This window comes from Candidatus Berkiella aquae (assembly GCF_001431295.2).
In the GTDB taxonomy this organism is placed as follows: Bacteria; Pseudomonadota; Gammaproteobacteria; order Berkiellales; family Berkiellaceae; genus Berkiella; species Berkiella aquae.
This window is the reverse complement of record NZ_LKAJ02000001.1, coordinates 1,845,240-1,860,510: the sequence shown is the minus strand read 5'-3', so window position 1 is coordinate 1,860,510 and position 15,271 is coordinate 1,845,240. Positions and strand designations below refer to the sequence as shown.

The following is a 15,271-nucleotide window of genomic DNA, read 5'->3' as shown; positions in this document are numbered from 1 at the left end:
GAATCTTTACATGGTCGCTTATCATTTACCTGTGCCTGAACTCAACAGTAACCAGAGTGAATCCCCCAAGAAGAAGCGTTTGAAGTGTGGATACAGTAAATGCGATGCCGTAAGGAATATCTTTACTTTTTTTTCAAATTAAGTTAGATTGCAAAGTTTTTATATTCGAACATTTTGGCGGTAAAGTGGCAGTTAAAGACGATTATCATGATTTGCTTTGTATAGCGATTGAAAAAGGGAAGCTGAAAGAAGCTCTTGGCTTATTAGATATGGAGCTGGTTAGGGAAATTGCTCATCTTAAAGAAAACAAGGCGCTGCGTACTGCCGCAATTAAAGGTCATATTCTCATCGTACAAGCTTTACTTAACATCAATGGTGTCAAAGCCACAGCCCATGTTAAGGACAATGCAGCCCTTCGACTGGCCTCTTTTAACGGCTATGTTGATATTGTTAAAAACTTATTAGCGATTCCAGAAGTGAAAAATAATGCTCATATACTCCAGAATTGGGCATTGAGTTTTGCGGCATTGAATGCCCACCTTGAAGTGGTCAAGGTATTACTCACAATAGATAGCGTTAAAGCGAATGCGCATGTATTGAATAATAAGGTACTCGCATTTGCTGCTAAAAATGGTCTGCTTGAGATGTTAAAAACCGTACTCGCCATTGATGTTGTTAGATCGAATGCACATTCAAATCATAATGAAGCACTTAACTTAGCGGTCGAGCACGGTCATGTTAAAATCGTTGAGTTGTTATTAACGATTGATTCTGTTAAAGCCAATTTGCAAGTAAATTCATATTATATATTGCGCTGTGCGATAGATAATAAACATTTCGATGTGCTAAGCATTTTATTAAAGCAACCGTCTCTATTACAAGCATTAAAGAGTGACGAGGGAGAAAATATACTGGTTTTCTTCGAGAAATATCCTCATTGTCAGTCTGTTATTATTAAGAATATTGCTTTATATGGATTGCCATTATCAGAATTATTGAATGAAACACCTGAGGATGAGCAATTAGCGGTCCTTGCAAACTATTTTCATAACCCAATTATGTATTTAGAAAGCAAAAACATGCAAGCGTCAAAGGTAGAAGCGGTAAGAATACTGTATACTGCGCAATTGGTAGTGAATGATAAACGTCGTCAAGTGAGAATGGAGCGAGAGCGGGAGCGCTTTAATAATGTGGATGATGAAGCGCGTATTGGTGCCATTCGCCAACATTATAATGCCGTGATCAAACCGCATTTTAAAGACCGTTATGAAGCCTATGGCGATAATGATACGCTAAGAATTTTCCACATTGAGACAGCGATCCGTCAATTATTATTAGATGCCATTATGCACGAAGCACAAGAGAAAGCGGCAACTGATCAGCATGCAGCAAGCATCATTACTTTTATTAACGCCCTAACGCAAGATGACAAAACGCGGTTATTACAGGGTAATGATGAAACGTTAATGAATAAAGCCCGTAGTATTTTTAGCAGTAATGAAAGTGAAGCCGAAACGGCTTGGCGTGCCTATGATTCTTGGGCTCCTGTTGGCGGAGACTGGCCTAATCTACTGACAGCACCATTAATCAATAAAGACAATGCCGTATTTACCGTCAATACGGTTGGATTGCATGCGCCAACAACGCAAATGGCGAGTGATTTATCAAGAGAAATGATGGCGTATAGTTACTTATTAGTCACCGATAAGCAAGATGGCACTGAGGATGAACAAAAAATACGCGAAACGACCTTCATTGCAAAAGTAGCTGAGATCCGCCGTGCACATAATGAAAATACACTAGGGTTAGATGATCCTTCTTGTTTACCCGGGACACTCTCACGAGCGGGAGACACTTGGGTTGCGCATCATAAAAGTGTCATACCGGATACATCCCAATTGCTCATTGAAGAATTACGTAGTTTTATTTTGGCTAAATTTCAGCAAATTCCTAAAGCAGAACAAAAACAATATTATAAATCGCTTACCATGCTGAGTTTTTGTAATGCAGAAGATGTGATGGTAGATAAAGTTGCATTCTCATCCAAATACGTTTTGTTAAGGCAACAGTTTAGAGACAGTTTAGGCAATTATGGTGAACTGACGCAAACATTAAATCAAGCATTTCGAGCACGAGGTGCGATAGAGGCAAGCTTTGAAATATTGAATGTGAATCTGCCTGCTTTATTAGCTAATATTGGAGGTGCTTGGATTGTTCAGGGATTAACGGATATTTATAGAAAGAATCAGGAAGTCATACTGGAAAATCCTTACACTTACTTCATTCAGTCTCAAACTTGCTCGGTATTTTCAAAAATGCAAGCTGTCATGTGGTTGCGCCCTTATTTACAATCAATCGAAGTGGAAGACAAAAATGCCTTAATGTTTCAAGCTGCACAAGAATTTGTTAATAACGATATTGAGAGAGCGATACAAATACTTAAGGAAAAGAATATCTCGCAGGATATTCTAATGGCAATAAGAACTTCTTTTCAAAACCTTCATTCACAAAAGCAAATGCAACAGCATATGACATCTAAAAAAGCGGTTTTGTGGGATAAATTATATCAACGTTTTAAAAGCACTGATATGCAAGACAAAGGTAAGACGTTAAGGTTAGTCGTTAATCGAGTAGTTGATGAGCAGGTAGAACTGGAAACAGTCTTGCAAGATGAAAAGGTATCATTACAAGCAAGAGTGACTGGCTTAAAACGTACAATTGAATCTCATATAGCCGAACACCCTGAACAAGAAAAAGATGTAACAGATACCGCTAAAAGAGCCAAGTGTTAAACTCGAGTATTATTATGTAGATGCACTGCTCTCATACTGGCAATGGAATGCCAGCATTATCATCCTCTGAATTCAAGAATTCCTATCCTATACCGACTAAATACAATGTATTAACCTTTCTGGACAGAATACTGTATACAATAACTGGAGTGGGATATGGCAATCAAATCAAGCATATCAAGTGACGGACAAGAGATGACTATTAGCGTACAAGGAAGATTTGATTTTAGCTCATTACAAATGTTCAGAAATGCCTATGAAAACCAAGATATGCATCCTCATTCATATGTTGTGGATCTAAAAGAATCTGATTATTTAGATAGTTCCGCATTAGGGATGTTACTCGCCTTGCGTGATCATGCTGGTGGCGATACTGCTCAAATCAGAATTGTCAATTGTGCGCCGGATGTAAAGAAAATATTTACAATTACTAAATTAGACGAATTATTTACAGTAGAATAAAGAAAAACCATTTATGAGCGACTCACAAACAAGTGCATTAATAGATATAAAGCAGGTAAACAATCTTAAAGAGTTATTTAATGAAGGATTTGGCTCATTTCTAGAAACGTTTTATCTTGATTTTGAGAAGAAAGAACAAGATCTATTAAATGCACTGAATAACAATCAAATGGACACAGTTGGTAGGATTGCGCATTCCATTAAAGGCAGCAGCTTGAATATGGGCGCATCGGGTTTAGCCATTATTTGCGAATCAATTGAAGAGGCCATTAACCAAGGAAATCTTGAAAAAACCAAAGAAGCCTTTACTCAGCTACATCAGACCTACCCTAAAATCAAAGACGAATTCAATAAAATCTCATCAATTCATTAGCTTCTAGAGCTCGCGACATTACATTGATCGTGAGGTTACAAGATAAAAATCCCCCGCTTGTTTTGCAAACAAGCTGCCCCCTTTTATTCAAAGGGGGCTATTTTATGAATCGAGCGTATTGTTGCCCCCTTTGAATAAAAGGGGGCAGCTCGCACTTGTCCTGCGTAGCAGGAGCGAGCGGGGGATTTTTATCTTCATTAGCAGTGCTAGCTGCCAAGCCATAATTGATAACCTGGCACACCTTTTGATTACTATTTAATGTCTTCATCTCAAAGGAAATGCTTAGAGTGGAAATTAACGGTAATCTAGAACTGCTACCTGAGCTTGTGGCTCCACCACAAGTAGCTGATTCAACAACAGATTTTTCTCAAATGCCACTTTCAGAATTTGAAAACATCCTCGTTGAAGCAACCCTTGATCATGAAACAATAGAGAATCAGCCCAGCATAAACCTGCCAACGGGTGGCAATAGTTTGCCACTGGATATGACTTCAACCGCTGAAGAAGCAAGTTTGCCCGTTATGCTTGAGCGCTCTGAAAATACTGAAATAAAATCGAATGAACCTGAGAAAGAAGATCCCGTTTTTTTAATGACCCATTTGCTAGTACATTTGCCAACAGAGCCTATTGAAATTCGACCTATCATCCATAAAAATGAATATACTGATGTCTTATTAGAAAATAACAACAAAAATAATCATTTATCAGCGGCGCAAATAAGCGAAGCAGACTTAACATCAGTGAAACTGCCAGAGGTTGAAAATAAAGCGCTAGAAAAAGAAGACTATCTGTCTTTCGATAAACCCTTGGTATTCGATCTTAAACCATTAAAAATGGAAGCTGAAAATGAGGCTGTTACTAACGATAAGCTGTCGATTGAAATAGCGCCTGCTCTTTTGAAACAGCAAGAAGAAGTCATTACACAATCTAATTCAATAGCCACAGAGCGATTAAATCAAAGTTTTATTGAAGTTGAAAAACCCATGAGTAACGAAGAAAACATGATTAGTGAAACATTCTATGCTCATAAAGAAGCTTCAAAGCCGATGATTGAAGCGCCTGCGGTAACTATGCAGCAAGAAGATTTTGCCGAAGTATTTGAACAGAAATTATTCGATAATGTCACTTTAATGATCAATCGCAATGAAAATGTCGCTAAAGTGCAGATAGATCCACCAGAGCTAGGGAAAATTGAAATTACGATTGAACATAATGATGATAAAACGGACATACGATTTGTAACACAGGTCGATCAAACCAAACAATTAATAGAAAATACGGTCGATAAACTTAAAATTCACTTAGCACAAAGTGGGTTAGAGTTAGGGCAAGTGGATGTTCGTGGTGGGAGTCAAGAACAACATTCATCTAAAGCAAATCATGCTTTTAATGATGATTATTCAAACTTTCAAAAAAAAGAGACTACAGTGGTGACCGTCAATAAAATGGTTAGTGCCAATCAATCGCAGCTGATTGATCTATACATCTAACTGGTCTGTCAAGTTTTTGACAGACTGCATTTTGTAAGTCCATGATTTTTAAAAACTAAAACATGGTACAACTTTTGCTTTGATAACTCCATAAGGAGCTATCATGGCAACATCAGAAAAAAACGATGAAAACAGTCGACCTAACAAGCACATGCTCATTATTGCGGGTGCGCTCATTACTTTGATGTTAATTGTGATGGGTGTGCTGGTTGTCATGCTATTAAAATTATCAGCTCCCACTCAACAGACGATAGTGGTGGATGCCAAAGGCAATGAAGTATCAACAACGTCTAAATCGACAGAAACCGTTGTTAAAGCTGATCCAAAGGATATTAAAGAGGCTAAAGAAGCAATGGATGCCAAAGGGACCGCTGATGCTAAAGGTGGTAATGAGGCAAAACATGCTGAGAAGAGTGATAAAAAGTCTGTAGAAAGGCCTTCATTTTATAAATTTACTCCTGCCTTTATTGTCAATATTCCAAGCAATGGACGGTTGCGATTTTTACAAGTTGAAGTGCAATTAATGGCAAAAAATGATGAAGATGTGAAAAGCATTGAATCGTATGCTCCGCTTATTCGTAATGATCTCATTACCTTATTTAGCAGCCAAAATTATGATGATTTACTAACGCCTGATGGCAAAGAAAATTTAAGAAAAAGCGCTTTAAGTATTTCAAGAAAGATTTTAAAAGACAACACAGGGATGCCACGTGTTGAACAAGTATTATTTACCAACTTTGTAACACAGTAGATAGTGCAATGAACCAAATATTAACACAAGATGAAATTGATGCGCTCTTAAATTTTAAAGAGAATGACTATCAAGATTTTGAAAGGATTGATCCTTCGATTCCTCGTGAATTTGATTTAACGAATCAAGAAAAAAGCATACAAAGCAAGATTATATCATTAGGTTTAATTAATGAAAAAATTGCAAGAAACGTTCGCAATACTTTGTATCATTTTTTAAAAAAACCAGTTGATATTGGCATTTCAAAAATTAAGATAATTCACTTCAGTGAATATATGAAATCATTGCCAATACCCAGTAGCGTAAACATATTTAAAATGAGCCCTTTGAAAGGGATGTCACTGTTCGTATTTAATTCAAGATTAATTTATACCTTTGTTGAAAGCTACTTTGGTGGGGAAGGTCACACTCATTTTAAATCAGCAAAGGAATTTACACCGACTGAAAATAGAATTGCTAAATTATTATTGGAAAATTTTTACAAAGATCTCAAAGATGCATGGTCATCTGTGATTGATATTAACTTTGAAACTAAAAGCACGGAAACCAATCCAAGCATGATTACTTCTTTTCATGATAAAGAAGTATTCATCGTTTCTAAGTTCAAGGTTGAAGGAACAGGGGGCGATTTTGATATCTGCTTACCTTATTCCATGATAGAACCTATTAAAGAATTATTTGAAGCAGGCATTCATGCTGAACATGATAAAAATAACGAAAAGTGGGGTCAGCTTTTAAAAGATCACCTGTTAGACGTCAGAATTGATGTGAATTGTGTTTTAGCAAGAAAAAAGGTCTTACTAAAAGAAATTATGAAGTTTAAAGATGGTGACATTATCAATATTGCCATTCCTGAAGAAATCGTTATTAAATCAGCTGATATTCCATTGTTTAGTGGGTCATTTGGAACATTTGATTCAAAATACGCAATTAAAGTTAACAAAAAAAGTAAATAAATCATAAGAGGAATATTATGGAACCAACCGATCAAAATCAGGGAGCACCCCAGCCAGCGGCTCAAGATGCTGCAACCAAAGCGGCGGCTGCACAATTTTCTGAATTTAGTAAGGATGGGAAAAGGAATGATTCAACCAACAATAAAGATCTTGATCTCATTCTCGATATTCCAGTGACAATTTCGTTAGAGGTTGGACGGACTTCTATTAGCATTAAAAACCTTCTGCAATTAAATCAAGGCTCTGTTGTCGAACTTGATCGTTCTGCAGGTGAACCTTTAGATGTGTTGGTGAATGGCACTTTAATTGCACACGCTGAAGTCGTTGTTGTCAATGAAAAATTTGGTATTCGTTTAACCGATGTGGTCAGTGCAACAGAACGTTTAGAAAACATTCAATAAGGAGAGTGTCAATTGGTCAATTTACCGATGGTAGCAAATGTTGCATTAATGTTGGTCATTACTATCGTTTTAGTGTTTGCGCTCGCTTATCTATTAAAGCATTTTAAGAAGATGGTACCGCAGTTTTCAGGCGTTATTCAGGTATTAGGTGGAGCAAGTTTAGGTAATAAGAGTAAGCTGGTATTAGTTGAAGCTTATGATACTCAAATTCTGGTTGGTGTAAGCGATTCGCAAATACAAACATTGCATGTTTTCAAAAAGAAGCCTGCTGATGAAAAACCTCAATTACCTTAAATTTATATTGTTATTGCTAGGGATAATATCCCCTTGTCTTTCTTTTGCAAAAGATCTGAGCTTAAATGCTTTTGCCGTGACAGAAGGTAACGGCACCCAAACTTATTCTATTAATATTCAATTGTTGGCAATTATGACGGTTTTAACCATTTTGCCAGCCATTGTCTTAATGATGACATCTTTTACTCGCATTATTATCGTATTATCCATTTTACGCCAAGCATTGGGGATGCCACAAACGCCCAGTAATCAAATTATCATTGGGCTTTCATTGTTTATGACCTTTTTTATTATGTCACCCATCTTATCTCAAGTTTATAGTGAAGCAGTTAGTCCCTATATGGAAGAGAAGATAACCCAACAAGAAGCGCTGCAAAAGGGTTCGGCGCCTATTAAAAAATTTATGTATGATCAAACCCGAACCGAAGATTTGATTTTATTTGCAGAACTTTCTGGCAAACAGATTCAAAGTGATAATCCTGATGATATTCCTTTTTCAATCATGATTTCCTCCTTTGTTGCATCAGAGTTAAAAACGGCATTTCAAATTGGTTTTATAATTTTTATCCCATTTTTAATCATTGACTTAGTGGTTGCGAGTGTTTTGATGTCAATGGGGATGATGATGTTATCTCCTGTCATCATTTCGCTTCCTTTTAAGATTATGTTGTTTGTATTAGTTGATGGATGGAATTTAATTCTAGGTACGTTAGCAGCCAGCTTTTCAATATAGGTGCAATGATGACTCCTGAAATTGTAATTGATTTATTAAGACAAGGTACCTCACTCTTACTGGTTCTAGTTTCATTACTAATTTTACCAAGCTTGATAGTGGGGTTGTTTATCAGTGTCTTCCAAGCGGCAACTCAAATTAACGAACAATCCCTCAGTTTTGTGCCAAGGCTCATTGTGACCTTTACCACTCTTATTATTGCAGCGCCTTGGTTGATAAGAGTGATTACAGATTTTACGCAAAATATCATTGAATCTATCCCCCAGTTAATTGGTTAGCAATGATTACATTTTCAGGTGATCTTGTTAAATATTTGATGATGTATTTGCTGCCATTTGTCAGGGTGTCAGCCATGATGATGGCACTTCCTATTATCGGTACGCAACTGGTCCCTGGTAAAATAAGACTTATTTTTAGTTTGGCATTAACTTATATCATTGTTTGTGCCGATCAAACGCATTTGGTATTACCGTCAAACACTTCGTTTTTCTCATTATTTCTGATTGTAGTATTACAAGCCATTATTGGGATTTTGATGGGGCTTGTTATTCAGATTATTTTTCAAACCTTTATGATGGCAGGGCAAATTATTTCCATGCAGATGGGCTTAGGTTTTGCATCGTTAATGGATCCACAAAATGGTATTTCAGTTCCTATTGTAGGTCAACTTTATATTATGATTGCAACCTTGCTCTATCTCACCATGAATGGTCATCTATTTGTGATTGGTATTTTGGTTGATAGCTTTGCGCAAATTCCGGTTAATCAGTTGGATTTTGATGTGCTACAAATCGAAAAATTTATCGCATTAGGATCTTTCATGTTTTCTTATGGTTTAAAAATAGCATTGCCAGCGGTAATTACTATTTTAATCACTAATATTTCTTTTGGTATGATGACTAAGGCTGCGCCGCAATTAAATATTTTTACACTCGGTTTTTCAATTACGTTGATTGCAGGATTTGCCTTAATTTATATTTGTTTATCTTTTATGTCGGCACAGTTTACTGAGGTTTCAGAAATGGCTCATACCACTTTAGTCGCGTTAATAGAGTAAAGTATGTCAGAAAAACGCGATGATTCACAAGAACGCACAGAACAGGCGACAGCGCGGAAGAAGCAACAATCCCAAGAACAAGGGCTTGTTGCGCGTTCTAAAGACTTTAACGCCTTAATGGTTTTACTGTGTAGTGGACTGTTTTTTATTGCTTTAGGGCACTCAAGTGCTCTCAAGTTGCAACATTTATTTGAATCTTATTTGGCATTTGATCCCAAATTATTAGCAGATGACAATGGTTTATTTCTTGCGCTAAAAAATGCTGCATTTTCTGCTATTAAAGTGTTGCTGCCGTTTCTGATTCTCATTGTTGCGGTATGTATTGCCGGCCCTATGATAATAGGGGGATGGGCATTTTCGTGGGAGAATGTGGCACTTAAATTTGAAAGGTTAGATCCGGTCAAAGGGTTGTCAAAGATATTTTCACTAAAAAACTTGGTAGAGCTCATTAAGTCCATTTTTAAAATAGCGTTGGTTGTACTCGCCATGGCGCTTATTGTCTATTTGTTTATGAAACAGATCGTTTATTTCTCCTTTGCCGATCCCCTCGTCGGAATTAAGCAGTCAGTTAAAGTCTTAACATGGTCATTCATGCTGTTAGTGGGGGCCTTATTGATTATTACCTTGTTCGATGTGCCGTTTCAACTATGGAATTATCAGCAAGAATTGCGCATGACCAAGCAAGAAGTGAAAGATGAATATAAAGATACCGAAGGTAAACCGGAAGTAAAATCCCGCCTTGCTAGATTACAACGTGAATTGTTAAAACGCCGTTTTGCGACAGAAGTACCCCAGGCTGATGTGATCATTACTAACCCAACCCACTATGCGGTTGCCCTTAAGTATGATCCGAAGAAAATGAAAGCACCCAAGGTTGTTGCAAAAGGGGTTGATTTTATGGCCGAAAAAATTATGGAAATTGCCAAGCAACATTCAGTGCCGTTAGTCGCTTTACCGCCTTTGGCACGTACAGTTTACTTCCATACTGAAATTGGTGAAGAAATTCCTTCAGAACTATATGTGGGTGTTGCACAAGTATTAGCTTATGTCCATCAGTTAAAACTATATAAACGCGGTAAATCTAACAAACCAAAAATACCTAATAAAATAGATATTCCTCCTGAAATGGTGAAATAATGGCAACTGCAAACAATTTGATGACTTTAAAACAACTCGCCAATATTGGTGTCGGGATACCGATATTTGTGGTTGCGATGTTAGCAATGACAATATTACCATTGCCTCCGTTTCTATTAGATATCTTATTCACTTTTAATATCACCTTGGCTTTAATGGTATTATTAGCCGGAACCTATACCGCCAGACCTTTAGATTTTAATGTGTTTCCTACCATTTTATTATTGGCTACTTTACTACGATTAGCGTTAAATATTGCTTCAACCCGTGTTGTGTTATTAGATGGTCACAATGGTACCGATGCTGCAGGTAAAGTGGTGCAATCATTTGGTGAAGTGGTCGTTGGTGGGAACTACGCGGTTGGTTTTGTTGTGTTTATGATCTTAGTCATTATTAACTTTGTGGTTGTGACAAAAGGTGCAGGACGTATTTCAGAAGTAAGCGCTCGATTTACCTTAGATTCCATGCCCGGTAAACAAATGGCAATCGATGCCGATTTAAATGCGGGTGTGATTACCCAGGAAGAAGCGAAGCAACGCCGTCAAGATGTCGCAAGTGAAGCTGACTTTTATGGCGCGATGGATGGTGCGAGTAAATTTGTCAGAGGCGATGCGATTGCGGGTATTTTAATTTTATTAATTAATATACTCGGTGGCTTCATCATCGGTGTGGTTCAGCATGATATTTCAATGGGAGAAGCTTTTAGAGTTTATGGTTTATTAACGATTGGCGACGGATTGGTTGCGCAGATCCCTTCATTATTACTGTCAACAGCGGCCGCAATTATGGTGACACGTGTGTCATCATCACACGATGTTTCTCAGCAAATTAAGTCTCAAGTCTTTAATCAAATAAAGCCCTTAGCCATTGCGAGTATTGTTTTAGGTGTTTTAGGCTTAGTCCCTGGCATGCCCCATTTTGTGTTTCTAAGCATCGCTGCATTATTAGGCTTTGGAGCGTACTATATGCAGCAACAAAAAAATAAACCTCAAGTCGTTGAAGAAGAAACAGTAGCAGAAAATCAACCGAATGATCCAGGCAAGCAAGAAATTAAAGAAATTTCATGGGATGATGTGCCACAACTTGACGATATCAGTTTAGAAGTGGGTTATAAACTCATTTCACTCCTTGAGCCTAAAACCGGCGGTGAATTATTAAATAAAATTAAAGGGGTGCGCAAGAAACTTTCCCAAGAGTTAGGTTTTTTAATTCCAACGGTTCATATCCGTGATGATTTAAATTTAGGGGCCAATCAATATAAGTTATCTTTGCAAGGGGTTATCGTTGGTGAGGGTGAAATTCTACCAGATTGCCTTTTGGCGATTAATTCAGGACAAGTCTTTGGCAGTGTAGAGGGGATCCCAACCAAAGAACCGGCATTTGGCTTACAAGCATTATGGATTAAACCCCAATTAAAAGAGCAGGCACAAACCTTGGGTTATACGGTCGTTGATACCAGCACTGTTATTGCTACGCATTTAAGCCAAATCATTAATGATAATGCACATCAACTGTTAGGACATCAAGAAGCGCAGAAAATGCTCGATTTACTAGCAAAGACAGCACCTAAATTGGTTGAAGATTTGGTGCCGGATAAATTGTCTTTATCGGTTATTGCTAAGGTATTCCAGAATTTACTAGAAGAGCATGTGCCACTGAAAGACTGCAAAACGATTGTCGAGACTTTGTCAGAATTCGCTCCAAAAAGTCAAGATCCTGTGATTTTAACTGAGATTGTACGCAGTGCTTTAGGGCGTTTAATTGTCCAACAGTTAAATGGTTCATCTCCAGAGCTGCCCGTTGTGACCTTAGAATCCAACTTGGAACAGATTTTGCTTCAATCTATGCAAGCAACTCAAGAGCCAATGGGCACAATAGAGCCAAGACTGATGGAAAAAATTCAAAAAGCAGTAATGCAGTTTGCAGCAAAGCAAGAAGTGTTAGGCAAGCCTGCTATTTTATTGGTTCATCCACATTTACGACGTCTATTGTCCAAATTATTTAAACATGTTGCTCGAAACTTATCAGTGATGTCGTTTAAAGAGGTCCCTGATGATAAACAAATCAAGATTGTTTCGACTTTAGGCTATTAGACAAGTTGAGAGATTGATTATGGCAAATCGTAAATTTGTAGCGCCGACCATGAACCTTGCATTACAAAAAGTAAAGCAAGAATTAGGCAAAGATGCTGTCATTGTATCGCATTCTACGATTAATGGAGAAGTGCATCTGGTAGCAAGCCTTCAACCTGAAACCTCTTTAGATATATTGCTTGCAAAAGGGGTAAAGCAGGGCAGTGCTCCTGTGTTAGAGATGCCAAATAATGAGAGTTTGCCTCATGAATCACCCAGTATGACATTGCAATTACAAAGTGAAATTGCGGCAATTAAGCGAATGATAACTGAATTTCAGGCGCCAAATAATCACAAAGCTTTTACGCATGCGATGCAATTTTTCTTCGGAAAAAAATTACAAGACATGGGGTTTTCAACGCAACTGGCTGAAAAAATCTTAATCGATCTGCCGCAGGATTGCTCATTTGATGAATCAATGAGTCTGATAGTCGAGCAATTATTAAAAAATATGCCTTATCGTCAAACCATGCCACATGCTAAGTATCATGGTTTCATCGGTCCAAGCGGTGTGGGCAAGACTCAATCCATGATAAAAATTATTTTACATTATTTAAAAAGCAAATCGCTCAACCATTTTTCATGTATTTTTGTAAATCATCATAATTTGCGTGTTTTAGAAGAATCAAAACTATGTGCAAGAATATTTAATGTGCCTTGCTATTATGTGGAAACACAAGAAGATTTAGCTGCCACTTTAGAAAAAACGGCTGATAATGATTTTGTTTTTATCGATTTTCCCGCATTTGATCATGTTACACCTGAAAATAATTATTACATTCCATTTATCGAAATGTATAAAAATGATTTTTACAATACGATGGTTTATGCAACCAGTACCAAGAATTTCAAACAATATTGTACGTTGCATGAAAACATTATCCATGAATTAGCGATAACAAAATTAGATGAAAATGCGCAAATTGGTGAATTTATGCAGTTTTCATTAAAAAATCAAATTCCCATTGGATTTTTAAGTACCGGGCAAAATTATGCTGCATTAGAGAGCGCTTCACCCCGTTATTTTGAAAACCTGTTAAAACAAGATTTGTGCCCCACCCGTGAACGTAATGTGATGGATAAGGTATTTTCCCTATGAATACGACAATGAATCATAAAATAGCGAATGTAATTGCCATTACCGGGGGAAAAGGGGGAATCGGCAAAACGACGCTATCGGTTAATTTAGGGATTGCGATTGCGCAAACGGGTAAAAAAACTTATCTATTAGATGCCGATTTTGGCTTATCGAATGTCGATGTCATGCTCGGTTTAAAGCCGCAATTTACCTTATTAGATGTCATTGAAAACCGTGCCAGCCTTGCGCAAATTATTATTGAGGGGCCAGCAGGGCTTCACATCATTCCCGGGGCCAGTGGTTTTGCCCGTATGGTTGATATGGCTGCAAGAGATTATGGTGGCATTATTGCCGCCTTTCAAAGCCTGGCATCGCAGGTGGACACCCTTATTATTGATACAGCAGCGGGCATCTCAGATTCCGTGATTCGCTTTGCCGTGGCAGCAAATGAAATCATGGTGGTGGTCACAGATGAGCCAACTTCGCTAGCAGATGCTTATGCTTTGATCAAGTTGCTAAACCTGCGACATGGCATCCAACGCTTCAGAATTATTGTGAATTTATCTAGTAGTTTATATGAAGCTAAAAAATTATTTGCTAAGCTAACTAATGTAACGGATCAATATTTGAATGTGGTATTGCACTTTTTGGGGTGGGTACCGGAGGACGAATTGGTACGCAAAGCGATAAAACAACAATGCGCTGTCATGGAAGCTTATCCAAGTAGTAAAGCTGCGCAATGCGTTATGACGCTCGCAAGCCAGATTAATAAACTCCCTCTACCTAAATCCCAAGGCGGTCAAGTGCAATTCTTTATTGAGCAATTTATTAACGTACAAAATGTCGTTCAATAGAGGTCATGCATGAGTGGAGCAGCAACGTATAAGAGCGTTCTCAAGGAATCAGATGAAGATTTCATCAAAGAGTATGCCCCTCTGGTGAAAAGAATTGCTCATCATTTACTTGCAAGATTACCGGCCATTATCCAAGCAGACGATTTAATCCAAGCAGGGATGATAGGTTTAATTGAAGCTGCACGTAATTTTGATGAGAAAAAAGGGGCTACCTTTGTGACTTACGCAGGGATCCGCATTCGTGGGGCCATGCTTGATGAAATCCGCAAAGGGGATTGGGCGCCTCGTTCAGTTCATAAGAATTCACGTCGTGTCGCACAAGCGATGAGAGAAGTTGAGAATAAAACCGGGCGCGATGCTCGTGATACCGATGTTGCTCAAACATTGGGAGTATCATTAGAGGAATATCACCAAATCGTCCAAGATTCTAATAGCTCTAAAATCTTTGCTTTTGAAGATTTAGGCGTTAATGAAGAAGCCATTGATTGCCCCACCAATAATCCGATTTCAGGCCCGCTAGAAGGCCTACAACGCGACGATTTCAAATATAAGCTATCCAAGGAGATCGAAAAGCTGCCAGAGCGTGAAAAGCTCGTCTTGGCGCTTTATTACGATGAAGAGCTCAATCTACGTGAAGTAGGGGAAGTGCTTGGTGTCAGCGAATCTCGGATCAGTCAAATCCACAGCCAGGCGATGTTAAGGTTAAAATCGCGATTGGTGAATTGGAAGTAAGCGAAGCTTAATTAAGATAAAAATCCCCC

16 protein-coding genes are annotated in these 15,271 nt (G+C 37.9%); all 16 read left to right on the top strand.

Annotated features, from left to right (window positions below; genetic code table 11):
• Nucleotides 1–185: 185 nt before the first annotated feature.
• Nucleotides 186–2,792 (top strand): ankyrin repeat domain-containing protein, encoded by a 2,607-nt coding sequence (locus HT99x_RS08240; RefSeq protein WP_075065874.1) that lies wholly within the window; start codon nt 186–188, stop codon nt 2,790–2,792.
• 156 nt (nt 2,793–2,948) lie between these two features.
• Nucleotides 2,949–3,254, top strand: a complete 306-nt coding sequence (locus HT99x_RS08235; protein ID WP_075065873.1) for an STAS domain-containing protein — start codon at nt 2,949–2,951, stop codon at nt 3,252–3,254.
• Between the two features lie 13 nt (nt 3,255–3,267).
• Nucleotides 3,268–3,627, top strand: coding sequence for an Hpt domain-containing protein (locus HT99x_RS08230; RefSeq protein ID WP_075065872.1), 360 nt, complete (start codon nt 3,268–3,270; stop codon nt 3,625–3,627).
• Nucleotides 3,628–3,914: 287 nt separating this feature from the next.
• The gene (locus HT99x_RS08225) at nt 3,915–5,117 is read left to right on the top strand and encodes a flagellar hook-length control protein FliK (protein WP_075065871.1); all 1,203 of its coding nucleotides are present in this window, start codon (nt 3,915–3,917) and stop codon (nt 5,115–5,117) included.
• Between the two features lie 103 nt (nt 5,118–5,220).
• Nucleotides 5,221–5,868: a flagellar basal body-associated FliL family protein gene (locus HT99x_RS08220; protein WP_075065870.1), complete on the top strand. Its 648-nt coding sequence runs from the start codon at nt 5,221–5,223 to the stop codon at nt 5,866–5,868.
• 8 nt (nt 5,869–5,876) lie between these two features.
• On the top strand, nt 5,877–6,824 hold the full coding sequence (gene fliM / locus HT99x_RS08215) for a flagellar motor switch protein FliM (protein ID WP_075065869.1): 948 nt from the start codon (nt 5,877–5,879) through the stop codon (nt 6,822–6,824).
• Between the two features lie 17 nt (nt 6,825–6,841).
• Complete coding sequence (gene fliN / locus HT99x_RS08210) at nt 6,842–7,225, top strand: flagellar motor switch protein FliN (RefSeq protein ID WP_075065868.1); 384 nt, start codon at nt 6,842–6,844, stop codon at nt 7,223–7,225.
• A 12-nt stretch (nt 7,226–7,237) separates the two neighbouring features.
• Nucleotides 7,238–7,519 carry a flagellar biosynthetic protein FliO gene (gene fliO, locus HT99x_RS08205; protein ID WP_139016582.1) on the top strand — a complete coding sequence of 94 codons (282 nt, stop codon included), beginning with the start codon at nt 7,238–7,240 and terminating at the stop codon, nt 7,517–7,519.
• The gene (fliP, locus tag HT99x_RS08200) at nt 7,497–8,252 is read left to right on the top strand and encodes a flagellar type III secretion system pore protein FliP (protein WP_075065866.1); all 756 of its coding nucleotides are present in this window, start codon (nt 7,497–7,499) and stop codon (nt 8,250–8,252) included. The genes fliO and fliP overlap by 23 nt, the downstream gene beginning before the upstream one ends.
• 8 nt (nt 8,253–8,260) lie before the next feature.
• Nucleotides 8,261–8,530, top strand: coding sequence for a flagellar biosynthesis protein FliQ (gene fliQ, locus HT99x_RS08195; RefSeq protein ID WP_075065865.1), 270 nt, complete (start codon nt 8,261–8,263; stop codon nt 8,528–8,530).
• A 2-nt stretch (nt 8,531–8,532) separates the two neighbouring features.
• On the top strand, nt 8,533–9,309 hold the full coding sequence (gene fliR / locus HT99x_RS08190) for a flagellar biosynthetic protein FliR (protein WP_075065864.1): 777 nt from the start codon (nt 8,533–8,535) through the stop codon (nt 9,307–9,309).
• Between the two features lie 3 nt (nt 9,310–9,312).
• Complete coding sequence (flhB, locus tag HT99x_RS08185) at nt 9,313–10,446, top strand: flagellar biosynthesis protein FlhB (protein WP_075065863.1); 1,134 nt, start codon at nt 9,313–9,315, stop codon at nt 10,444–10,446.
• Nucleotides 10,446–12,539 (top strand): flagellar biosynthesis protein FlhA, encoded by a 2,094-nt coding sequence (gene flhA / locus HT99x_RS08180; protein ID WP_075065862.1) that lies wholly within the window; start codon nt 10,446–10,448, stop codon nt 12,537–12,539. Before flhB ends, flhA begins: the two co-directional genes overlap by 1 nt.
• Before the next feature lie 19 nt (nt 12,540–12,558).
• On the top strand, nt 12,559–13,677 hold the full coding sequence (locus HT99x_RS08175) for a hypothetical protein (RefSeq protein ID WP_075065861.1): 1,119 nt from the start codon (nt 12,559–12,561) through the stop codon (nt 13,675–13,677).
• Nucleotides 13,674–14,510 carry a P-loop NTPase gene (locus HT99x_RS08170; RefSeq protein ID WP_235528427.1) on the top strand — a complete coding sequence of 279 codons (837 nt, stop codon included), beginning with the start codon at nt 13,674–13,676 and terminating at the stop codon, nt 14,508–14,510. The genes HT99x_RS08175 and HT99x_RS08170 overlap by 4 nt, the downstream gene beginning before the upstream one ends.
• Before the next feature lie 9 nt (nt 14,511–14,519).
• Entirely contained in the window at nt 14,520–15,242 is a 723-nt protein-coding gene (locus HT99x_RS08165) for an RNA polymerase sigma factor FliA (RefSeq protein ID WP_075065860.1), read from the top strand.
• Nucleotides 15,243–15,271: the final 29 nt, after the last annotated feature.